The 22,192-nt window shown below is 71.6% G+C and carries 18 protein-coding genes; 17 read left to right on the top strand and 1 reads right to left on the bottom strand.

Annotated elements, in window-relative coordinates; translation table 11 throughout:
- Positions 1 to 180: 180 nt before the first annotated feature.
- Genes aspS through HAV40_RS30730 form a run of 3 tightly spaced genes read left to right on the top strand, consistent with a single transcriptional unit; the run spans position 181 to position 3,542 of the window.
- Positions 181 to 1,968, top strand: coding sequence for an aspartate--tRNA ligase (aspS, locus tag HAV40_RS30740; RefSeq protein ID WP_166387444.1), 1,788 nt, complete (start codon positions 181 to 183; stop codon positions 1,966 to 1,968).
- Positions 1,968 to 2,774 carry a sugar nucleotide-binding protein gene (locus HAV40_RS30735; protein WP_166387442.1) on the top strand — a complete coding sequence of 269 codons (807 nt, stop codon included), beginning with the start codon at positions 1,968 to 1,970 and terminating at the stop codon, positions 2,772 to 2,774. The genes aspS and HAV40_RS30735 overlap by 1 nt, the downstream gene beginning before the upstream one ends.
- Positions 2,775 to 2,822: 48 nt before the next feature.
- Positions 2,823 to 3,542 carry a M50 family metallopeptidase gene (locus tag HAV40_RS30730; RefSeq protein ID WP_166387440.1) on the top strand — a complete coding sequence of 240 codons (720 nt, stop codon included), beginning with the start codon at positions 2,823 to 2,825 and terminating at the stop codon, positions 3,540 to 3,542.
- 134 nt (positions 3,543 to 3,676) lie between these two features.
- Here the strand turns inward: HAV40_RS30730 and HAV40_RS30725 are convergent, their stop codons facing one another.
- On the bottom strand, positions 3,677 to 4,411 hold the full coding sequence (locus HAV40_RS30725; protein WP_166387438.1) for a GNAT family N-acetyltransferase: 735 nt from the start codon (positions 4,409 to 4,411) through the stop codon (positions 3,677 to 3,679).
- A 74-nt stretch (positions 4,412 to 4,485) separates the two neighbouring features.
- Between HAV40_RS30725 and HAV40_RS30720 the strand changes: the two genes are divergently transcribed.
- From HAV40_RS30720 to HAV40_RS30655, 14 genes are all read left to right on the top strand, one after another.
- Entirely contained in the window at positions 4,486 to 5,916 is a 1,431-nt protein-coding gene (locus HAV40_RS30720) for a replication-associated recombination protein A (protein WP_166387436.1), read from the top strand.
- On the top strand, positions 5,913 to 8,096 hold the full coding sequence (locus HAV40_RS30715) for a hypothetical protein (RefSeq protein ID WP_166387434.1): 2,184 nt from the start codon (positions 5,913 to 5,915) through the stop codon (positions 8,094 to 8,096). Before HAV40_RS30720 ends, HAV40_RS30715 begins: the two co-directional genes overlap by 4 nt.
- Before the next feature lie 80 nt (positions 8,097 to 8,176).
- Positions 8,177 to 8,629: a DUF948 domain-containing protein gene (locus HAV40_RS30710; RefSeq protein WP_166387432.1), complete on the top strand. Its 453-nt coding sequence runs from the start codon at positions 8,177 to 8,179 to the stop codon at positions 8,627 to 8,629.
- Between the two features lie 3 nt (positions 8,630 to 8,632).
- The gene (locus tag HAV40_RS30705) at positions 8,633 to 8,950 is read left to right on the top strand and encodes a hypothetical protein (RefSeq protein WP_203671762.1); all 318 of its coding nucleotides are present in this window, start codon (positions 8,633 to 8,635) and stop codon (positions 8,948 to 8,950) included.
- Positions 8,947 to 11,625, top strand: coding sequence for an alanine--tRNA ligase (gene alaS, locus HAV40_RS30700; RefSeq protein WP_166387430.1), 2,679 nt, complete (start codon positions 8,947 to 8,949; stop codon positions 11,623 to 11,625). Before HAV40_RS30705 ends, alaS begins: the two co-directional genes overlap by 4 nt.
- 81 nt (positions 11,626 to 11,706) lie before the next feature.
- Entirely contained in the window at positions 11,707 to 12,165 is a 459-nt protein-coding gene (ruvX, locus tag HAV40_RS30695; RefSeq protein ID WP_155389945.1) for a Holliday junction resolvase RuvX, read from the top strand.
- Positions 12,162 to 13,385 carry an endolytic transglycosylase MltG gene (gene mltG / locus HAV40_RS30690; protein ID WP_166387428.1) on the top strand — a complete coding sequence of 408 codons (1,224 nt, stop codon included), beginning with the start codon at positions 12,162 to 12,164 and terminating at the stop codon, positions 13,383 to 13,385. Before ruvX ends, mltG (HAV40_RS30690) begins: the two co-directional genes overlap by 4 nt.
- 133 nt (positions 13,386 to 13,518) lie before the next feature.
- On the top strand, positions 13,519 to 14,766 hold the full coding sequence (gene mltG / locus HAV40_RS30685) for an endolytic transglycosylase MltG (protein WP_166387426.1): 1,248 nt from the start codon (positions 13,519 to 13,521) through the stop codon (positions 14,764 to 14,766).
- On the top strand, positions 14,766 to 15,572 hold the full coding sequence (locus HAV40_RS30680; protein ID WP_166387425.1) for a shikimate dehydrogenase: 807 nt from the start codon (positions 14,766 to 14,768) through the stop codon (positions 15,570 to 15,572). The genes mltG (HAV40_RS30685) and HAV40_RS30680 overlap by 1 nt, the downstream gene beginning before the upstream one ends.
- Positions 15,573 to 15,609: 37 nt before the next feature.
- Entirely contained in the window at positions 15,610 to 16,824 is a 1,215-nt protein-coding gene (gene mltG / locus HAV40_RS30675) for an endolytic transglycosylase MltG (protein ID WP_239086856.1), read from the top strand.
- 115 nt (positions 16,825 to 16,939) lie between these two features.
- Complete coding sequence (locus HAV40_RS30670) at positions 16,940 to 18,058, top strand: glycerophosphodiester phosphodiesterase (RefSeq protein WP_166387423.1); 1,119 nt, start codon at positions 16,940 to 16,942, stop codon at positions 18,056 to 18,058.
- A 213-nt stretch (positions 18,059 to 18,271) separates the two neighbouring features.
- Positions 18,272 to 20,353: a PQQ-dependent sugar dehydrogenase gene (locus HAV40_RS30665; protein WP_166387421.1), complete on the top strand. Its 2,082-nt coding sequence runs from the start codon at positions 18,272 to 18,274 to the stop codon at positions 20,351 to 20,353.
- Between the two features lie 109 nt (positions 20,354 to 20,462).
- Positions 20,463 to 21,641, top strand: a complete 1,179-nt coding sequence (gene aroC / locus HAV40_RS30660) for a chorismate synthase (RefSeq protein ID WP_166387419.1) — start codon at positions 20,463 to 20,465, stop codon at positions 21,639 to 21,641.
- Between the two features lie 43 nt (positions 21,642 to 21,684).
- On the top strand, positions 21,685 to 22,191 hold the full coding sequence (locus HAV40_RS30655; RefSeq protein ID WP_239086855.1) for a shikimate kinase: 507 nt from the start codon (positions 21,685 to 21,687) through the stop codon (positions 22,189 to 22,191).
- Position 22,192 lies beyond the last annotated feature (1 nt).

Below are 22,192 nucleotides of genomic sequence, written 5' to 3'. Positions count from 1 at the left end.
TGAACGAGCCTCGGATCACCCGGGTCCCGGACAAAGCTCGCTAAGGGCTTCTTGGGCGGAGTTTGAGGCGGATTTCAGGTAGGCCGCGCTCACGGCGGGGCGCACCGGGGCACATGCGAGAATGACCTCTGGCGCCGCACCGCGTTCCGCGGCGTGTTTCCGCAGTCCGAGGAGAGCATCGTGATCCGTACCCACACCGCTGGCAGTCTGCGTGCCGAGCACGCCGGCCAGAGCGTCACCCTCGCCGGCTGGGTGGCCCGGCGACGTGATCACGGCGGAGTGACCTTCATCGACCTGCGCGACGCCTCCGGCATCGTGCAGATCGTGTTCCGCGACGAGGCGCAGGCGCACGCGCTGCGCAACGAGTACTGCGTCAAGGTCACCGGCACCGTGGGCACGCGGCCCGAGGGCAACGAGAACCCCGAACTGCCGACCGGCGCGATCGAGGTCACCGTCACCGACCTGACCGTGCTGTCGGAGGCCGCGCCGCTGCCGTTCCCGATCGACGAGCACGTCACCGTCGGCGAGGAGGCGCGCCTGCGCCACCGCTACCTGGACCTGCGCCGGGCCAACCAGGCCAAGGCGATCCGGCTGCGCTCGCGGGCCAACGCGATCGCCCGCGAGGTGCTGGGCGCGCGTGACTTCCTGGAGATCGAGACCCCGACGCTGACCCGGTCCACGCCCGAGGGCGCGCGTGACTTCCTGGTCCCGGTCCGGCTGCAGCCCGGCGCGTGGTACGCGCTGCCGCAGTCCCCGCAGCTGTTCAAGCAGCTGCTGATGGTGGCCGGCATGGAGCGCTACTACCAGATCGCGCGCTGCTACCGCGACGAGGACTTCCGGGCCGACCGGCAGCCCGAGTTCACCCAGCTCGACATCGAGATGTCGTTCGTGACCCAGGACGACGTCATCGAGCTCGGCGAGGAGATCGTCGGCTCGCTGTGGCGCGAGCTGGCCGGTTACGAGATCCCGACGCCGATCCCGCGCATCACCTACCACGACGCGATGAACCGCTACGGCTCCGACAAGCCCGACCTGCGCTACCAGGTCGAGCTGACCGAGCTGACCGGCTACTTCGAGGGCACCGAGTTCCGGGTGTTCCAGGCCGAGTACACCGGCGCGGTGGTCATGCCCGGCGGCGCGTCGCAGACCCGCAAGGAGCTCGACGGCTGGCAGGACTGGGCCAAGGCGCGCGGCGCCCGCGGCCTGGCCTACGTGGTGCTCGACGCGGAGACCGGCGAGGCCCGCGGCCCCGTCGCCAAGAACCTGTCCGAGGCGCACCTGGCCGGGCTCGCCGACGCCGTCGGCGCGAAGCCCGGCGACGCCGTGTTCTTCGCCGCAGGGACCCGCCGCCACGCGCAGGAGCTGCTCGGCGCGGCCCGGATCGAGATCGCCAAGCGGGCGGGCCTGGTCGACGAGTCGGCCTGGGCGTTCTGCTGGGTCGTCGACGCGCCGATGTTCGAGCCGGTCGAGGTCGACGGTGTCGCCGAGAACGCGTGGACCGCGGTGCACCACCCGTTCACCTCGCCGAACGAGGACTGGATCGACAACTTCGAGACCGCCCCGGACAAGGCGCTGGCGTACGCGTACGACATCGTCTGCAACGGCAACGAGATCGGCGGCGGCTCGATCCGTATCCACCGCGGCGACGTGCAGAAGCGCGTGTTCACTCTGCTCGGCATCACCGACGAGGAGGCCAAGGACAAGTTCGGCTTCCTGCTCGACGCGTTCGCGTACGGCCCGCCGCCGCACGGCGGCATCGCGCTGGGCTGGGACCGGGTCTGCATGCTGCTGGCCGGGGTGGACTCGATCCGCGACGTCATCGCGTTCCCGAAGTCGGGCGGCGGCTTCGACCCGCTGACCGGCGCGCCGACCCCGATCACGGCGCAGCAGCGCCTGGAGGCGGGCGTCGACGGCAAGCCGAAGGCGCCGGGCGAGGACGCGGCCAAGGCCAAGGTCGCCGCGAAGTAGTGCGTCTCCTGGTCACCGGCGGTTCGGGATACACCGGTGGCCGTCTGGTGGGCCTCGCCCGTGCGGCGGGGCACGACGTGACCGGCACCAGCCACTCCACCCGCGTGGAGGGGCTGGTGCCGCTCGACGTCCGGGACCGGGCGGCCGTCGACCGGCTGCTCGACGAGCTGCGACCCGACACGGTGGTGCACACCAGCTACGCGCAGTCGGATTGGGCGGTCACCGCGCTGGGGGCCGCCTGGGTCGCCGCCGCCGCGGCGCGCACCGGAGCGCGGCTGGTCCACGTCTCCTCCGACGCGGTCTTCACCGGCCGCCCCGCGCCCTACACCGAGGCCGACCTGCCCGAGCCTGTCTACCCGTACGGTGCGGCCAAGGCGGCGGCGGAGACGGCGGTGCTCGCGGTGCACCCCGACGCGGCCGTCGTGCGCACCTCGCTGATCATCGGCGACGACAACGCCAAGCAGCACCAGCTCGCGCTCGACATGGCGGCCGGGCGCGTGGACGGCGTGCTGTTCACCGACCACATCCGCCACCCGGTCGCCGTCGACGACCTCGCCGCCGCCCTGCTCGAACTAGCCGAGGGCGACCATCGTGGCGTCATCCACGTCGCCGGCCCGGAGGCCATCACCCGCCACGCGCTCGGCGTGCTGATCGCGTCCCGCCACGGCATCCCCGCCGACCGGGTCGCGTCCGGCAGCGCCATCGACCGCGGCATCATCTCCCCGGCCGAGGTACGCCTCGACACCACCCTCGCCGAGTCCGTCCTCCGTACCCGCCTCCGCGGCGCCACCGAGATCCTGGCCTGACGCCTGGGTGGGGTGGGATGGGTGGGGGAGCGCGGGTAGGGTGCGCTGATGTCGATCCCCCTCGGTGACATTCTCGGTGCGCAGGCGCAGCCCCCGTTCGGGGTCGTGGCCGGGGCGGCGCTGATCGCGCTGGCGCTGGTCGGCGTGAACACGTCCTGGCGGGTGGTGCGCAACGCCATCACGATCGCGCACGAGGGCGGGCACGCGGCCGCGGCGGTGCTGACCGGGCGGCGGCTGCGCGGCATCCGGCTGCACTCGGACACGTCGGGGCTGACCATCATGAAGGGCAAGCCGACCGGGCTCGGCATGGCCGTCACCCTGCTCGCCGGGTACGCGACCCCGTCGCTGCTCGGCATCGGCGGTGCGGCGCTGCTCGACCGGGGGCACATCCGGCTGCTGCTGTGGCTGACGATCCTGCTGCTGGTCCCGATCCTCGTCATGATCCGCAACTTCTACGGGCTGCTGCTGATCCTGGCCACGGGTGCGGCGGTGTTCGCCGTGTCCTGGTACGCGAGTGCGCCGTGGCAGGCGCTGTTCGCGTACACCGGGGTGTGGTTCCTGCTCGTCGGTGGGGTGCGGCCGGTGGTGGAGGTGCAGCTGCACCGGCGGCGGGGCAGCGGCATGCGCTCCGACCCAGACCAGCTCGCGGGGATCACGCGGCTGCCGGGCGGGTTCTGGGTGTTCGTCTTCCTGCTCTGGACCGTCGGCTCCGTACTCGCCGGGGCCTACCTGCTCGACCTGCTGCCCGACACCGCCCTGCCCTGGTGACCCCCGCCCCCGACCACCCCCAGGGCCAGCGACACTCGGCCGCACCTCCCCTGTGATAGACGTTGGCCTATCTGGATGGGTTCGATCCAAAAATACTCATCCAGATAGGCCAACGTCTATGCGGAGGCGGTGGGTCAGGACAGGCGGAGCGAGGTGCGGGGGATCGCGGCGGTGTAGCCGAGGCGGTGGTAGAGGGTCAGGGCGCGGGTGTTGTCGGACATGACGCCCAGGGAGCTGACGCCGAACTCGGCGATCAGGCGGCGGGTCAGGGCGGTGGTGATCGCGGCGCCGTGGCCGCGGCCCTGGGCGGTCGACGCGACGGCGATGCCGGCCAGGAAGCCGACGCCGTTCAGGCTGCGGTCGCCCGCGACGGCGACCAGGCGGCCGTGCTCGCGGATGCCGTGCCACTGCCGGATGCGGGGGTCGCTGGGTCGGCTGGTGCTGTCGGGCAGCGCGTCATCGAGCACGGCGGCGACGGCGTCGTGCTCGCCGGGGTCGAGGGCGACCACGGCCGCCTCACCCGGATGCGGGGCGGGGGCGTCGGCGGTCCACAGGTACTCCCAGTCGTCGTGCGCGTCGGCGGTCAGCGCCGCGGCAGCCTCGGCACGGCCGATCCGGGGGAGGTGGACCCAGGTTCCCGTGGTCAGCGCGCGGTCGGCGGCGAGCCGCGAGAACAGCGCGGCGGTCGCGGCCGCGTCGCCGAGCGAGGCGGCGATCGGGCCCCAGGGGCCGAGCGAGGTCCAGGCCAGCGCGCCGGGCAGGACGTACCCGCGTACGTCGTCGCCGCCCGCCGTGAGGCGCGCGTAGGGGTGGTCGTCCAGCTTCGCGAGCAGGTCGTCACGTCCGTAGAAGTCAGGGGTGAGAGCCACGCGGCCACCTTACCGGTCGCGAGGGTGAAGATCGGCTGAAGCGGCCTGTCGCGGTGCCGGGTATCGTCTGCGTGATGCAGACCGACGGCCTCTTCTCGCTGGAGCCTGCGGCAGCCGATCGCCGGGTCGGCTCGCCGGGGTTCGAGGCGCCGTCGGCGGACGCCCCGCTGGCGGTCCGGTTGCGCCCGTCCGGCATCGACGAGCTCGTCGGGCAGGACCACCTGCTCGCGCCGGGTGCGCCGCTGCGCCGCCTGGTCGCGGGCGGTGCGCCGATGTCGGTGATCCTGTGGGGGCCGCCCGGCTGCGGCAAGACCACGATCGCGCACCTGGTCGCCGAGGCCGACGACCGGCACTTCGTGGCGATGTCGGCGCTGACCGCCGGGGTCAAGGAGGTGCGCGAGGTCATCGACACCGCGCGACGGCGCCGCAGGGCTGGTGGCGCGCCCACCGTGCTGTTCATCGACGAGGTGCACCGGTTCACCAAGACCCAGCAGGACTCGCTGCTGGCGGCGGTCGAGGACCGTACGGTGACGCTGCTCGCGGCGACCACGGAGAACCCGTACTTCTCGATCATCTCGCCGCTGCTGTCGCGCTGCGTGCTGCTGACCCTCAAGCCGCTGGACGACGACGCGGTGCGCGGCCTGGTGCGCCGCGCGCTGACCGACCCGCGCGGGCTGGCCGGGACGGTCACCATCGCCCCCGAGGCCGAGGACCATCTGGTACGCCTGGCCGGTGGCGACGTACGCAAGGCGCTCACCGCGCTGGAGGCGGCGGCCGGTTCGGCGCTCGCGATCCACGACGGCGACGGCGTGCCCGAGATCGACGTGGCCACCGCCGAGCGCGCGGTCGACGTGGCCGCGCTGCGCTACGACCGCGCGGGCGACGCCCACTACGACGTGATCAGCGCGTTCATCAAGAGCATGCGCGGTTCGGACGTGGACGCGGCACTGCACTACCTGGCCCGGATGCTGACCGCCGGGGAGGACCCGCGCTTCATCGCCCGCCGCCTGATCATCTTCGCCAGCGAGGACGTCGGCCTGGCCGACCCGACGGCGCTGACCGCCGCGGTGAACGCCTCGTACGCGGTGCAGCACGTGGGGCTGCCCGAAGCGCAGCTGAACCTGGCCCAGGCGGTCGCGCACCTGGCGACCGCGCCCAAGTCCAACGCGGTCACCACGGCCATCTTCGCGGCGATCGCCGACGTACGCGCCGGCAAGGCCGGTGCGGTCCCCCCGCACCTGCGCGACGCCCACTACGCGGGCTCCAAGGGCCTGGGCCACGGTGTCGGCTACCGCTACCCGCACGACGACGCCCGAGGTGTGGTGGGTCAGCAGTACCCGCCCGACGATCTCGTCGACGTCGACTACTACCGTCCCACCGGACACGGCGGCGAACGGCAGATCGCCGAACGCCTGCCGAAGTTGCGCGCCGTGGTCCGGGGAACCGGCAACACCGGCCGCGGCGAGGACAAGTCCGCGAGCGAGCGCAGCGAGGAGAAGCGATGAGCAGGGCCGACGCGACCGACGGACGGGGCCGCAAGAAGGGCCGCGGCGGTGAGGCCGAGGACGTCCCGCAGGAGGAGACCGGCTGGCTCGACGACCTGCGCGGTGCGAAGCAGGCCAAGGACCAGTTCGACGACACCGACTTCACCGACGGCGGCAGCAGCCGCTGGGACAAGTTGAGCGCGCTGAGCGACGACGCCGCCCCGGCCGGTGCCCCGGGTGCTCCGGCGGACGCGGGCCGCCGCCCGCGCGGCGGTGACGCTCCGGCCGCCCGCCGCCGCGACGAGGACGCCTCCGCCGGCGAGCGCCGTGCGCCGGAGGACACCCAGGGTGGCCGCAGGCGTACCCCGGACGAGCCGCCCGCGGGCCGCCGCAGGTCCGAGGAGGAGCCGTCCGGCCGCCGTCGTGCCGGTGAGGACACCGGGGTAGCGCAGCGCGGCGAGGACATCCCGACCGGCCGCCGACGGGCGGAGGAGGAGCCCTCGGGCCGCCGCCGCGCCGACGACGACACCTCCGGCGCTCGCCGCCGCCCCGAGGACACCTCCGGCGGCCGCCGCCGGGTCGACGAGGAGCCGACCGGCGGCCACCGCCGCGCCGCCGAGGAGCCGACCGGCCGCCGCGCCGCGGAGGAGCCGTCGGGGCGCAGAGCGGTCGATGAGCCCACCGGCCGCCGGGCCGCCGAGGAGCCGTCGGGCCGCCGTGCCGCCGCTGACGACACCGGCAGCCGTCGCCACGGCGTGGACGAGCCCACGGGACGCCGGACCGGCCGTCCGGAGGCCGAGGAGCCGCGCCGGGGCCGTCCCGAGCCCGCGCCGATGGAGCCGCCGCCGGGCCGGACCCGTCCGGAGCCGCCGCTGCGCAAACCCGGTGGTGAGCCGCCGGTGGTCCGCCGCCGTGAGATGGACCCCACCCGTACCGGCGAGATCTCGCGCATCACCGGCACTCCGGCTCCGGACGCCACGCGCGGCCGCCCGGCGATGCCGCCCGCCCCGGCCGGTATGCCGGGATCACCGGTGGCCCGCCCGCCGGTGCGCCCCGAGCCGCAGCGCGCCGGGTTCCCGGCGGTCGCCCCGGTCTCCCCGCCGCCCGCCCAGGGCCGCCCGAACCGGGGTGGCGTGCCGATCCCGCCGCCCGGTCCGGCCCACGGCGGACCGGCCCCGATGGGCGGTATGCCGCCGCAGGCCGTACCCGGCCCGATGGCCGCGCCGCACGCCGGACCCGGCCCGAAGCAGGGCGGTCCCGTCGCGGGTCCCGGCCCGATGGGTGGTCCCGGTCTGGCCGGTGGCCCTGTGCTGGGCGGCGCGCCGATGGGTCCCGGTATGGCCGGTGGTCCCCCGGCGGGTCCCGGTCCGGCCGGTGGACGCCCGCCGGGCCGTCCCGAGCCGATCGCGGTGCGCCCGCCGGACCCCAACGCCGTGGTGCCGCCCGCGGGGGATCGCCGCCCCGGGCTGGCCGCGGGTGTCGAGGTCATCCGCGGGGCCCGGTCGGAGGTACGCAAGCAGCTGCGTGAGCAGCAGCGGCTGCGCATGTGGACGCTGATCGCGCTGGTGGCCGTCGTCGTCGGCGCGCTGCCGTTCTACTTCGTGCTGCGCGCGGCGACCCGTGACCCGGTGCTGACCACCCTGGACGCGCTGGACGTGCCGACGTGGGCGGTCACCTCGGGCAAGACCGTGGACAACATCTACGGCAGCCGCTGGTGCCTGATCGACTGCCGCTACCGCGAGCGCTCGCTGGAGTCCGCGCGGGGCATCGACGACACCACGACGGCGTACCAGAAGGCGCTCACCGATGCCGGGTGGGCCCGCTGGGACGTGCCGAGCTGCGTGCTGGACGAGGGCGGCGAGGGCAAGTACTCCTGCTGGCGCCGGGACGAGTTCACCCTCGACCTGTGGGTTCGTCCGATCACCACGCCCGAGTGCACCGACCTGCTGCGTAACCGGCCGACCATCGGGCCGAGCGCGGCGCCGTCGACGGAGCCCAGCGCGGATCCGCCGGCCGCGGCCTCGGCCCCGCCCGCGGGCAACGCCGACGCCTGCACGGGCTCCGCGGTGACGATCAAGGTGCAGAACACGGTCGCGGACGACCGCCTGCGCTACACCGGGGATCCTGACGGCGGCCCCGGCACCGAGGGGGACGAGGAGACCGGTGAGGAGAGTCCTGCCCCGACACCCTCGGCGAGCTGAGCCCGGCTGCTGCGAGCGCCGTCGCGGCGGACGGTAGGGTCTGCACGTCAGGACAAAGTGCGACGTGCGGAGGATGTGGCATGTCTGGAGGCGAGATCGCGGCGCTGATCGCGGCGGGTGCGTTCGCGATGCTGGTGCTGGTGCTTGCCGTGCCGATCCTGCGGCTGCGGCACACCGTCGACGCCGCCACGGTGACGTTGCGGCAGGTCAGTCAGCGTACGGGGCCCATCCTGGACAACGTGAACCTGACCGTGGACAACGTCAACACGGCGCTCGGGCAGACCCAGGTCACGCTGGACGGGGTGAACGTGCAGCTGGCGAAGGTCGACGTGATGACCCAGCACCTGGCGTCGACCACGGCCAACATCTCGAACCTGGTGAGTGTGGTCTCGGCGACCGCGGCCAGCCCGCTGGTCAAGGCGGCCGCGTTCACCTACGGCGTACGGCGCGCGACGTCGGCCCGCAAGGAGGCCGACGAGGCGAAGTCGGTGCGTGACGAGCTCAAGGCGCGCAAGCGCACCCGGCGGGGCTGAGCCGTGATCCGCAGACTGCTCTGGCTCGGTGTGGGCATCGGCGTCGGCGTCGTGGTGGTGCGGTTGGTGACCCGCCAGGCGCGTAAGTTCACCCCGGCGGGGCTGGCCGGGACCGCTCAGGAATCCATTGGTCACGCCGCGGGCTCGGTGCGTAGCTTTATGGATGACGTCCGCGACGGCATGGCCGATCGCGAGGAGCAACTGTTCGCAGCCTTCTCCGACGGCGTCTCCATCGAGCCCGTCGACCTGCCGTGGGCACACGGCGTCGGCAGCAAGTTCTATCAGTTCAAGCAGCAGCAGGAAGGCGAGCAGCAGCGATGAGGACCGCGGAAGTCAAACGACGTTTCCTGGCGCATTTCGAGGCCAACGGGCACGCCGTGGTCCCGAGCGCTCCGCTGCCGGCCATCGACGATCCGAACCTGCTGTTCGTCAACGCCGGCATGGTGCAGTTCGTGCCCTACTTCCTGGGCCAGCAGACCCCGCCGTTCCGGCGCGCGGTCAGCGTGCAGAAGTGCATCCGTACCCCGGACATCGACGAGGTCGGCAAGACCTCGCGGCACGGCACGTTCTTCCAGATGAACGGCAACTTCTCCTTCGGCGACTACTTCAAGGAGGAGGCGATCCGCCTCTCCTGGGACCTGATGACCAAGCCGCTGGACGCGGGCGGTTACGGCATCGACCAGGACAAGATCTGGGCGACGGTGTATCTCGACGACGACGAGTCGATCGGCTACTGGCGTGCCGTCGGCCTGCCCGCGGAGCGCATCGTGCGCCGCGGCAAGGCGGACAACTTCTGGTCCATGGGCATCCCGGGGCCGTGCGGCCCGTGTTCGGAGATCTACATCGACCGCGGTCCGGCGTACGGGCGCGAGGGTGGTCCGGAGGTCGACGAGGACCGCTACATGGAGGTCTGGAACAACGTCTTCATGCAGTACGAGCGGGGTCCGGGCACCGACAAGGAGAACTACCCGATCCTGGGCGAGCTGCCGGCGAAGAACATCGACACCGGCATGGGCCTGGAGCGGATGGCCTCGATCATGCAGGGCGTCGACAACCTCTACGAGATCGACGAGGTCCGCCCGCTGATCGACAAGGCGTGTGAGCTGACCGGCAAGCGCTACAACGTCGGGCACACCACCACGGCGGCCGAGTCGCACCCCGACGACGTGCGGCTGCGCGTCATCGCCGACCACGTGCGCACCTCGCTGATGCTGATCGGCGACGGCGTGACCCCGTCGAACGAGGGCCGCGGCTACGTGCTGCGCCGCATCATGCGCCGGGCGATCCGGGCGATGCGCCTGCTCGGCTACGAGGACCCGGCGCTGCCGGAGCTGCTGCCGGTGGCGCGCGACTCGATGTCGCCGTCGTACCCGGAGATCGCGACGGACTTCGGCCGCATCTCGCAGTACGCGTACGCCGAGGAGGAGGCGTTCCGCACGACGCTGCGCGCGGGCACCACGATCCTGGACGTGGCGGTCGCCGACACCAAGAAGGCGGGCGGCAAGTCCCTCGCCGGTGACAAGGCGTTCCAGCTGCACGACACGTACGGCTTCCCGATCGACCTGACCCTGGAGATCGCGGCCGAGCAGGGCCTGTCGGTGGACACCGACGGGTTCAAGCGGCTGATGGCCGAGCAGCGCAAGCGGGCCAAGGCCGACGCGCAGGCGCGCAAGACGGGCCACGCGGACCTGTCGGCGTACCGGGGCGCGCTCGACGCGGGCGGGGCGGTGGAGTTCACCGGTTACGCCGAGGTGTCGCGGGAGTCGAAGGTGCGCGCGCTGATCGGCGGCGCGGGCCTGATCACGTCGGCGGGTGAGGGCGAGCTGGTCGAGGTCGTGCTCGACGTCACGCCGTTCTACGCCGAGGGCGGCGGCCAGCTGCCCGACCTCGGTGTCATCACGGTCGGCGGCGGCAAGGTCGAGGTGCTCGACGTGCAGCAGCCGCTGCCGGGCCTGATCGTGCACAAGGCGCGGGTCGTGGAGGGCGAGGTCCGCTCCGGCGAGGCCGGGTACGCCCAGATCGACGTGGAGCGCCGCCGGGCGATCTCGCGGGCGCACACCGCGACGCACCTGGTGCACCAGACCATGCGCAACTTCCTCGGCGAGTCGGCGACCCAGGCGGGTTCGCTGAACGCGCCGGGCCGCCTGCGGTTCGACTTCAACACCCCCGGCGCGGTGTCGGCCAGCGTGCTGCACGACGTCGAGCAGCAGGTCAACGAGGTGCTGATGAGCGACCTGGAGGTGCGCGCGTTCGTCACCTCGCAGGCCGAGGCCAAGCGGCTTGGCGCGATGGCGCTGTTCGGCGAGAAGTACGGCGAGTACGTGCGCGTCGTCGAGGTCGGCGAGTACGCCCGCGAGCTGTGCGGTGGCACCCACGCGGCCCGCTCGGGCCAGCTGGGCCTGGTGAAGATCCTGTCGGAGGCGTCCATCGGCTCCGGGGTGCGCCGGGTCGACGCGCTGGTCGGCATGGACGCGTTCCGGCACCTGGCCAAGGAGCACGTGCTGGTGTCGCGCCTGGCGGAGATGTACCGGGTGCCGCGCGAGGAGGTCGGCGACCGGGTCGAGCAGACCGTGGCGCAGTTGCGCGACGCGGAGCGCGAGCTGGAGAAGATGCGCGCGCAGCTGGTGCTCGGCGGGGCCGCGGCGCTGGCCGAGGGCGCGCTGGACCTGGGCGGTGTGGCGTACGTGGGCACCGAGGCGCCGGAGGGCGCGGCGGTCAACGACGTGCGCACGCTGGCGCAGGAGGTGCGCGGCCGCTTCCCGGCGGACCGTCCCGCGGTCGTCGCGGTGGCCTCGCGGGCCAACGGCAAGGCGTCGCTGATCGTGGCGATCAACGACGCGGCCAAGTCGCGCGGCCTGTCCGCGCAGGACCTGGTCAAGGGTGCGCTGTCGGGCCGGGGCGGTGGCAACGCCGACCTGGCGCAGGGTGGCGGCGTGCCTGCCGACCAGGCCCCGCACCTGCTGGGCGCGGTGCAGAACGCGGTCCAGAGCCGCTGATCCGAGTAATCCATCCGGAGCCCCGCCCCCGCCGTGTTCGGCACGGGGCGGGGCTCCGGCCTTTCGTGTGGAGGCGAAGTCATGACGTGGACCCGTGGGGTGCGGCTGGGTGTCGACGTGGGCACGGTGCGGATCGGGGTGGCGGTGTGCGATCCGGACGGGATCTTGGCAACGCCGCTGGTCACGGTGGCTCGCCAAGCAAAACCGGATGATTCAGACATTTCAGCTGATATGGTCGAGATAGCGCGCCTGGTGGCCGACCATGGCACGGTGGAGGTGGTGGTGGGCCTGCCCATCAACCTCGCCGGGGTCGAGGGTCCGGCGGCCAAGCACGTGAGGGCATACGCCGACGCCCTGGCCGGTTTGATCGCGCCGGTGCCGGTGGTGCTCGCTGACGAGAGGATGTCCACCGTCACGGCCACCCGGCGGCTCGCCGACCGCGGTGTCCGGGGCAAGCGGCAGCGTGCCGTCGTAGACCAGGCGGCCGCGGTGGAGATCCTGCAGGGTTGGCTCGACGCGCAGCGAAGGCGAGCAGGATGATCGACGAACTGGACCGTGCTTTCGACGACGACCACGACGGAGATCCCCGGCAGGAGTTGCCGCCGGGCGAGGCGAGTCGTCAGCGCAGACGGTTCGGTCGCATGCGCTCCGTGCTGGCCATGTGCCTGGCGCTGGTGCTGCTCGGGGCGCTGGGTGTCGGCGCCGTCGTGGTCTACAAGAAGATCAGTGGGGCGCTGGGCGCCTCCGACTGGGCGACCTCGGCCGACGGCACCGAGGTGCAGGTCGAGATCAAGAGCGGTGACACCCAGGCCGACATCGCCCGTACGCTGAAGGCGGCCGGGGTCATCGCCAGCGAGAAGGCCTTCGTGGAGGCCGGTGAGCGCAACCCGGACGCGCTGCGCATCCAGCCGGGCTTCTACAAGATGCGCACCCACATGAGCGCCAAGGACGCCGTGCTGCGGCTGCTGGACCTGAAGAACCGGATCGTCAACGGGATCACCATCCCGGAGGGGCTCAGCTCGTTCCGGGTGTTCAAGCTGCTGGCGGCCAAGACCGGCATCGCCGAGGCCGACTTCAGGGCCGCCGCCGAGGACCCGCTCGCGCTCGGGGTGCCCGACTGGTGGTTCAACCGTACCGACGACAAGAAGGTCACCCCGTCGGTCGAGGGCTTCCTGTTCCCCGACACCTACGAGTTCGCGCCCAACGCCACCGCGGAGAGCATGCTGCGGGTCATGGTCAACCGGTTCCTGACGGTCACCGGCAGCATGAACTTCGCCGACACCGTGCCTGCCGAACTCGGCGGCATCGCGCCCTACGAGGCGCTGATCGTGGCCTCGCTGGCCCAGGCCGAGGCGGGCAACGCCGACGACTTCGGCAAGGTGGCCCGGGTCGCCTACAACCGGGTCTACAAGCGCATCCCCGACCTGACCTGTGCCTGCTTCCAGTTCGACGTGACCGTGAACTACTCGCGTGAGCTGGCGGGCAAGGACCCCAAGCCGTCGAGCGGGCTCAGCCACGACGAGCTGACCGACGCCAAGAACCCGTACAACCGCAACGCCGAGGGGATGATCCCCACGCCGATCAACAACCCCGGCAAGGCGGCGCTGGAGGGCGCGATGTCGCCCCCGAAGGGTGACTGGTACTACTTCGTGGCGACCGACAGGCAGGGCCACTCGGCCTTCTCGGAGACGTTCGAGGAGTTCTGCCAGGACAACGAGACTGCCGTGAAGAACAAGGTGCTCCAGCAGAGCTCTTGTTGACCCGCCGGTCTTGTCCGGATACATCCGTTAGATCCTGGGTGGCGACTGAAAACCCGCCGTCCGGGCGGGGGTGTGCAAAACCCTTCACGTGTAACGTAGCCGCCGATGGCGACCCGTACGCGAGAGGGCACCGATGACTGACGAGCTTTTCCTGTCGTTCGAGGAGCACCCCGAACGCGGCCAACAGCGGCGTCGGCACGGGGTGGACAACAACCGTGGCCGGAACAACAAGAAGAAGAAAAAGAAGAAGCGCGGCCGTGGCCGCTCCTTCCTCGCGCTCTTCCTCACCCTGTTCTTGCTGGGTGGTCTGGCCGGCGGCGCCTACCTGGGCTACGACAAGATCAAGAGTTTCCTGGTGACCCCCGACTACACCAGCGCGGCCGAGTCCGCCGAGGTCGAGGTGACCATCAAGGAGGGCTCGCTGGGCCTGGACATCGCCAAGGCGCTCAAGGCCGCCGACGTGATCAAGAGTGAGCAGGCGTTCATCGAGGCGTCGGAGAAGAACGCCGACGCCAGGAAGATCCAGCCCGGCCTGTACAAGCTGCGCGTGCAGATCAGCGCCGCCGACGCGATCACGATGCTGCTGGACACGAAGAATCGCCTGGTCAACGGCATCCTCATCGCCGAAGGCCTGAGCACCTTCAAGATCTACAAGCTGCTGTCGGAGAAGCTCGGGATCTCCGTGGCCGACTTCAAGACCGCCGCCAGGGACCCGATCGCGCTGGGCGTGCCCGCGTGGTGGTTCAAGCGCGAGGACGGCAAGAAGGAGAGTCGCTCGATCGAGGGCTTCCTGTTCCCGGACACCTACGAGTTCCCGAAGAACGTGACGGCCAAGGAAGCGCTGTCGATGATGGTCGAGCGTTTCCTGAAGCTCACCGGGGACATGGGCTACGCCGACAAGGCCGCCGCGCTGAACATCTCGCCCTACCAGGCGCTGATCGTGGCCTCGCTGGCCCAGGCCGAGGCGGGCAACGCCGACGACCTCGGCAAGGTGGCCCGGGTGTCCTACAACCGCGTCTTCAGCGAGAAGGCCGTGGCCGAGATCGGCACCTGCCACTGCCTGCAGTTCGACGTGACCGTCAACTACTCCCGGGAGATGGCGGGCAAGCCGCCCGTGCACTCCAGCGACCTGACGCAGGCGGAGCTGACCGACTCCAAGAACCCGTACAACCGCAACGCCAAGGGCCTGCCGCCCACCCCGATCAACAATCCGGGCAAGAAGGCCCTGGAGGGGGCGGCGAACCCGCCGAAGGGGGACTGGATCTACTTCGTGGCCATCGACAAGGAGGGCCACTCGGCCTTCTCGGCGACCCACACCCAGTTCTGCAAGGACAACCAGACCGCCGTGAAGAACGGCGCACTGGAGCGGAGCTCCTGCTGATGCTCGCGGCGGTCCTCGGCAAGCCGGTCAGCCACTCGCTGTCGCCCGTCCTGCACAACGCGGGCTACGCGGCGGCGGGACTGACCGGCTGGTCGTACAGCGCGATCGAGTGCGCCGAGGCCGACCTGCCCGCCTTCGTGGCGGGCCTGGGTCCCGAGTGGGCGGGGTTGTCGCTGACCATGCCGCTCAAGGAGGTCGGGCTGACCGTCGCGACGGCGGTCAGCCCGGTCGCCGCCGCCGTCGGGGCCGCCAACACCCTCGTCCACCAGGGCGACGGCAGCTGGCGGGCGGACAACACCGACGTGCCGGGCATGGTCGCCGCGCTGCGCGAGGCGGGCATCACCGGGGCGTCAGGGGTCGCCGTGCTCGGCGCGGGCGGCACCGCACGGGCCGCCGTGGCGGCCGCCGCGCAGCTCGGGGCGGAGTCGGTCATCGTGTACGCCCGCCGGGCCGAGGCGATCGACGAACTGCGGCCGGTGGCCGCGGCGCTCGGTGTGCCGCTGACCGGCGCGGGCTGGTCACAGGCGGAGCAGTGTGCTGACGCCGACGTGGTGATCTCGACCGTGCCCAAGGGTGTCGCCGACCACCTGCAGGTGCCGTGGCGGGCCAAGACGGTGCTGTTCGACGCCCTCTACGACCCGTGGCCCACGCCGCTGGCCGAGTCGGCACAGCGCGCGGGCTGCGCGATCGTGTCCGGTTTGGACCTGCTGCTCCATCAGGCTCTCGGTCAGTTTGAGCAGTTCACAGGAGTTGGTGCGCCCGTCGTGGCGATGCGCGGGGCACTACGGGACGCCCGTCGCGGCTAGCCTGTCCGGGTCGGTGCGACCCTGGGGAGGCATACCGGTGACGGAAGAGTTCTTCATCGCGTTCGGTGACGAGCCCGAACCGCGCAGGCCGGGCCGCCCGGCCCAGGGGCGCGGACCGCGCCAGCGCCACCGGCGCCGCCGCAACCGGACCGTGCTGGCGGTGATGCTGACCCTCTTCCTGCTCGTCGGGGTGGGAGCCGGGCTGTATCTGGGCTACGACAAGGTCAAGGGCTTCTTCTCCACGCCGGACTACACCACCGCGACGGGCACGGCCGAGATCACGCTGGAGATCCCGGTGGGGGCGACCGGCGTGCAGATGGCCAAGGTGCTCAAGGCCAAGGACGTGATCGCCAGCGAGCAGGCGTTCCTGGACGCCTGGGGCGCGAACCCGGACGCCGCGAAGATCCAGCCGGGCCACTACCGGCTGCGGGTGCGGCTCAGCGCCGCCGACGCGATCACGATGCTGCTCGACCCGGCCCGGCGCGTCGTCAAGGGCGTCACCGTCGCCGAGCGTCTGACCTCGTTCGAGATCTACAAGCTGCTGTCCGGGAAGCTGGGCCTGCCGGAGGCCGACTTCAAGGCCGCGGCCAAGGACCCGGTCAAGCTGGGCGTGCCGGAGTCCTGGTTCGACCGGGGCGGCCGGAAGGTCACGAAGTCGATCGAGGGGTTCCTGTTCCCGGACACCTACGAGTTCGCGCCGGACGTCACCGCGCAGGGCGCGCTGGAAGTCATGGTGAAGCGGTTCCTGGCCGTGGCCGCCGAGCTGAAGTTCGAGCAGACGGTGCGCAGCGGGTTGAAGGTCGCGCCGTACGAGATGCTGGTCATCGCGTCGCTCGCGCAGTCGGAGTCGGGCACCGCGGCCGACCTGCCGAAGGTGGCCCGGGTCGCGTACAACCGCATCTTCAAGCAGAAGGCGGGCGTCTGCACGTGCCTGGAGTTCGACGTGACGATCAACTACTGGCGGCTGTCCAAGGGGCTGCCTCGCAAACCGTCGCCGGACATGACCAGCGCCGAGCAGAACGACAAGACCAATCCGTACAACCACAACGTGCTGTTCCTGCCCACGCCGATCAATAATCCGGGGCGCGCGGCGCTGGCGGGTGCGGCCAAGCCCGCGGCGGGCAACTGGTACTTCTTCGTCGCGGTCGACAAGGCGGGCAACTCGGCCTTCTCGGCGACGTACGCGCAGTTCTGCAGGGACAACGACATCGCCGTGCGCAACAAGATGCTGGCGGTCAACTCCTGCCGCTAGGCGCGTCGCGGTGGCCTCGCGGTGAATTCATCGCCAGGCCACCCCGGCGTCGGTCACCGGCCGCTCGCGGCGGCTGGACTCCTCGGGCAAGCATCCGTGCCTGGAGGAGCAGACGATGGACCGACGTGACCTTTTCATCGCGGGGGCGCTGAGCGCCGCCGTGGCGACGCCCGCCCTCATCGGCGTGCCTGCCTGGGCGTCCGGTGACGACCGTGACAATGGACCGGTGCGTGATCATGACCGTGGCCGGCCGCTGGTGGTCGGGCACCGGGGCGCCAGCGGCTACCGGCCCGAGCACACCCTGGCGTCGTACGAGCTGGCCGCCCGGATGGGCGCCGACTTCATCGAGCCCGACCTGGTGAGCACCCGCGACGGGGTGCTGGTGGCCCGGCACGAGAACGAGATCTCGGGCACCACCGACGTCGCGATGCGGCCCGAGTTCGCGGACCGCCGGGTCGCCAAGACCATCGACGGCGTATCGGTCACCGGCTGGTTCACCGAGGACTTCACCCTGGCCGAGCTGAAGACCCTGCGCGCGGTGGAGCGGCTGCCCGCCGTCCGCCAGCGCAGCACGATCTACAACGGCCTGTTCGAGGTGCCGACCTTCACCGAGGTGCTGCGACTGCGCGAGCGGCTGTCGAAGGAGTTGCGCCGCGAGATCGGCGTCTACCCGGAGACCAAGCACCCGACGTACTTCCAGAACGCGGGCCTGCCGCTGGAGCGCCCGCTGGTGGCGGCGCTGCGCCGGTTCGGCCTGGACCGCCGGGACGCCCCGGTGTTCGTGCAGTCCTTCGAGGCGGCCAATCTGCGCGAGCTGCGTACGGCGCACCGGGTCAAGGCTCCGCTGGTGTTCCTGGCCGGGGCGGGCAACCCGTTCGGTGACCCGCGCTCCTACGCCGACTACCTCAGCCCGGCGGGCCTGTCCGGCCTGGCCGACGTGGTCAACGGCATCGGTCCGGAGAAGACCCTGGTCATCGCGCGTACGGCCGAGGGCGCGCTGGGCTCGCCGACGCCATTGATCGCCGACGCGCACCGCGAGGGCCTGAAGGTGCACCCGTACACGTTCCGCGCCGAGAACCAGTTCCTGCCCGCCGACCTGCGCAACGGCACGGTGCCCACCGAGTACGGCCGCATCCTCGACGAGCTCGCCGCCTACCTGTCCGCGGGCGTCGACGGCTTCTTCACCGACAACCCCGACCTGGGCGTGCTCGCCCGCGCGCTGCACCGGTCCTGAGCGGCGCGGCTCTGCGAAGATCGCCGTTTCGTGTCAAGAACGGGGCTCCCACCCGAGGTTCTGACCCGAAACGGCGATCTTCCGCCGCGACCGGACCACAGACCGTCCCCACCGCCGTGCGCATTCTAGCGATATCAGCGTGTTTCGTCCGTAATATCCGAATCTGCTCGGTACTCTGGCGCGGTTCCGTAGTCGAGCAGCCGGGAGTACGAGATGAGCGCGCGCAGGGTCGCCATGGTCGGCGAGGTGGCGCTCGCCATCGTGGTGACCGTGGTCGCGGGACTGGTGTCGTTCGTGAGCCCGGCCAGTCCGGCCGCGATGGCGTCGATCCCGCCGCTGCCCCCGCAGATCAGCGAGCCCTCGGTCGACGGACAGCTGCTCAACGGGGCCGACGTGCACATGGAGGCGCAGCCGTTCGCCGACCCGGACGTACGCGACGAGCACTTCTGCAGCGACTGGGAGATCTGGTCGACCGCCCCGGAGCCCGTCGAGCGGGTGTGGACCGCGCCGTGCGTACACGGGGCCGCCCGCCTGCACACCCACCTCGGCAACGGCAAGTTCACCGGCGCGCTGGACGGCAAGGCGGAGCTGCCGCCCGGGCGCACCTTCGAGGTGCGGTCCCGCTTCCGCTCGTCGTCGGCGGACCCGGACACCCAGTGGAGTCCGTACTCCGTGCGTACCTTCCAGACCGACGTGCAGTTAGAGCCGCTGCCCGGTGCGCCGCAGTGGCGCGCCCTGCAGAACGGGTACGTGGTGGAGGAGGTCGCGTCCGGGTTCGCGCTGCCCGTAGGCATCGCGATGGCGGCCGCGCACCCCAATGCCCCGGACGCGCCGCGCTTCTACGTCAACGAGCTCTACGGTCAGATCAAGGTGGTCCGCGGTGACTTCAGCGTCGCGACGTACGCCAAGGATCTACTGAACTTCGACCCGACCGACAAGTTCCCCGGCGACGGGGAGCTGGGGCTGGGCGGCATCGTGGTGGAACCGTCCTCCGGCGACCTGTTCGCCTCGATGGTCTACAAGGCGGGCAGCAAGCTCTACCCGAAGGTGGTCCGGCTGACCAGCTCGGACGACGGCATGACCGCCACCGGGGTCAAGACCGTCCTGGACATGAAGGGCGAGGACATGGTCGCCTCGCACCAGATCTCCAACCTCACCATCGGCCCGGACGGCAAGCTGTACGTGCACGTCGCCGACGCGTTCGAGCCGAAGACGGCCAAGGACAAGAACTCCTTCCGGGGCAAGGTGCTGCGGGTCAACCTGGACGGCAGCGCGCCGGAGGACAACCCGTTCTACGACGCCAAGGACGGGATCAAGGCCAAGGACTACATCTACGCCCTGGGCTTCCGCAACCCGTTCGGCGGCGCGTGGCGGGCCGCCGACGGGCAGCACTACTCGGTGGAGAACGGCCCGTCGATGGACCGGTTCGCCCGCGTCACCCGGGGCACCGACTTCGGCTGGTACGTCGGCGACAGCGCGATGAAGAACAAGGCGCTCTACAACTGGACCGTCGCGCACGCCCCGGTCGGCATCACCTTCGTGCAGGAGGAGGGCGGGCAGGGCGCGGGCTTCCCGAAGGAGGTGTACGGCAACGCCTACATCTCCGAGAGCGGCCCCACCTACGCCTCCGGCCCGCAGGTGCGCGGCAAGCGCATCGTCATGTTCGCCTTCGACGACAAGGGCAAGGCCACCGGGCCCAAGACGCTGATCGAGTACAACGGCAACGGCAAGTCCACGGTCGCCGGGCTGGCCGCGGGCGCGGACGGGCTCTACTTCAGCGCGCTGTACCCCGACGACGTCAAGGACGGCCCGTACGCGGCCAAGTCGAAGATCTACCGGGTGCGCTACGCCGAGCAGGCCGGGGCCGCGCCCAAGACCAGCGGCGTGGACAAGAAGCTGTGCACCGACGGCGAGCTGAAGGTCACCGCCGCGCCCGCCAAGACGACCGTGGCCCGCAAGAGCCCGCTGACCATCACGCTGAAGGTGCAGAACACCTCCAAGCGCTCGTGTACCCGTGACGTCGGGGCCGACCTGCAGGAACTTCAGCTGCTGCGCGACGGCGAGAAGGTGTGGTCGTCGGACGACTGCGGCCCGCTGCACGGCAACCAGGTGGTCAAGTTCGGGCCGGGGCAGTCGCGCACGTACCAGGTGACCTGGAACGGCAAGACCAGCAACACGTGTGTGAAAAAGGGCCGCCGGGTGCCCGCCGGGCCCTCGCCCGCGGTCGGGCCGTACGAGATCGTGGCCCGCGTCGGCAGCGACCGCAGCGAACCGGTCACGATCAAACTCAAGTGACCGGAGCGTGGGACGGCCGGGACGCAGCTCACGTGAGCTGCGTCCCGTCTGGTGACACCGGCGGGGCGTGCCGGGCGTCCGCCCGGTGCGCCGTGACAGACTGGTGATCGTGTTGCGTTGGCTGACCGCAGGGGAGTCGCACGGGCAGGCGCTGGTCGCCGTGCTCGACGGCGTGCCCGCCGGTATCGAGATCACCAGTGACGAGATCGGCCACGAGCTGGCCCGGCGTCGGCTCGGCTACGGCCGCGGCGCGCGGATGGCCTTCGAGCGCGACGTGGTGACGATCCTCGGCGGCGTACGCCACGGGCGCACCCTGGGCAGCCCGGTCGCGATCCAGGTCGGCAACTCCGAGTGGCCCAAGTGGCAGACCGTGATGTCGGCCGACCCGGTCGACCCCGACCTGCTGGCCGCCCAGGCCCGCAACGCCCCGCTGACCCGCCCCCGCCCCGGCCACGCCGACCTGGCAGGCATGCAGAAGTACGGCCACGACGACGCCCGCCCGATCCTGGAGCGCGCCAGCGCCCGCGAGACCGCGGCCCGCGTCGCCGTCGGCACCGTCGCCAAGGCCCTGATCAAGCAGGCGCTCGGCATGGACGTGTTGTCCCACGTGGTGGAACTCGGCTCCGTGGTCGCCAAGTCCGGCCTGGTGCCGGTGCCCGGCGACACCGAGCGCATCGACGCCGACCCGCTGCGCTGCCTGGACCCGCAGGCCAGCGAGCGCATGGTCGCCGAGGTCGACGCGGCCAAACGCGACGCCGACACCCTCGGCGGCATCGTCGAGGTGCTGGTCTACGGCGTGCCGCCGGGCCTGGGCACGCACACCCAGTGGGACCGCAAGCTCGACGCCCGCATCGCGACCGCGCTCATGTCCATCCAGGCCATCAAGGGCGTGGAGATCGGCGACGCGTTCACCCAGGCCCGCTCACGCGGCTCGGTGGCCCACGACGAGATCGTGCCGACGCCCGACGGCGTGAAGCGGATCACCGACCGGGCCGGTGGCCTGGAGGGCGGCATCACCTCGGGCGAGCCGCTGCGGGTGCGTGCCGCGATGAAGCCGATCTCGTCGCTCAACCGGGCGCTGTCCACCGTGGACGTGCTCACCGGCGAGGTCGCCACCGCCATCAACCAGCGCTCCGACGTGTGCGCCGTGCCCGCCGCCGCGGTCGTCGCCGAGGCGATGATGGCCCTGGTGCTGGCCGAGGCCGCCACGGAGAAGTTCGGCGGGGACTCGGTCGCCGAGATCCGCCGCAACGTCGCCGGTTACCTGGACAACCTGCTGATCCGCTGAGAGACCGCCGGGTCCGCACCGTGGACCGGGGGAGGGGAACACCGTGAGCAAGCCGTTGTGCGTCCTGGTCGGGGCGCCCGGGGCGGGCAAGTCCACCGTCGGGCGGTTGCTGGCCCAGGCGTACGGGGTGTCGTTCCGCGACACCGACGCCGACGTGGAGGCGACCGCGGGCAAACCCATCTCGGAGATCTTCATCGACGAGGGCGAGGAACGCTTCCGGGCCATGGAGACCGCGGCCGTCGCGGCGGCGCTCGCCGAGCACTCCGGTGTGCTGGCGCTGGGCGGCGGCGCGGTGCTGGCCGAGGCCAACCGGGCGCTGCTGGCCGGGCACACCGTGGTCTACCTCAGCGTCGAGCTGTCCGACGCGGCGTCGCGGGTCGGGCTGGGCCAGGGACGGCCGCTGCTGAACTTCAACCCCCGCGCCACCCTGCGCTTCCTGCTCGACCAGCGGCGGCCGCTGTACCAGGAGGTCGCCGTGCACACCGTGGTCACCGACGGGCGCACCCCGGAGGAGATCACCGCCGAACTCGCCGAGCTGCTGAAGGACTGAC

Source organism: Catellatospora methionotrophica, from assembly GCF_011297335.1.
GTDB lineage: Bacteria > Actinomycetota > Actinomycetes > Mycobacteriales > Micromonosporaceae > Catellatospora > Catellatospora methionotrophica.
The sequence above is the reverse complement of the archived record's forward strand: the minus strand, read 5'-3'. Positions and strand labels throughout refer to the sequence as shown.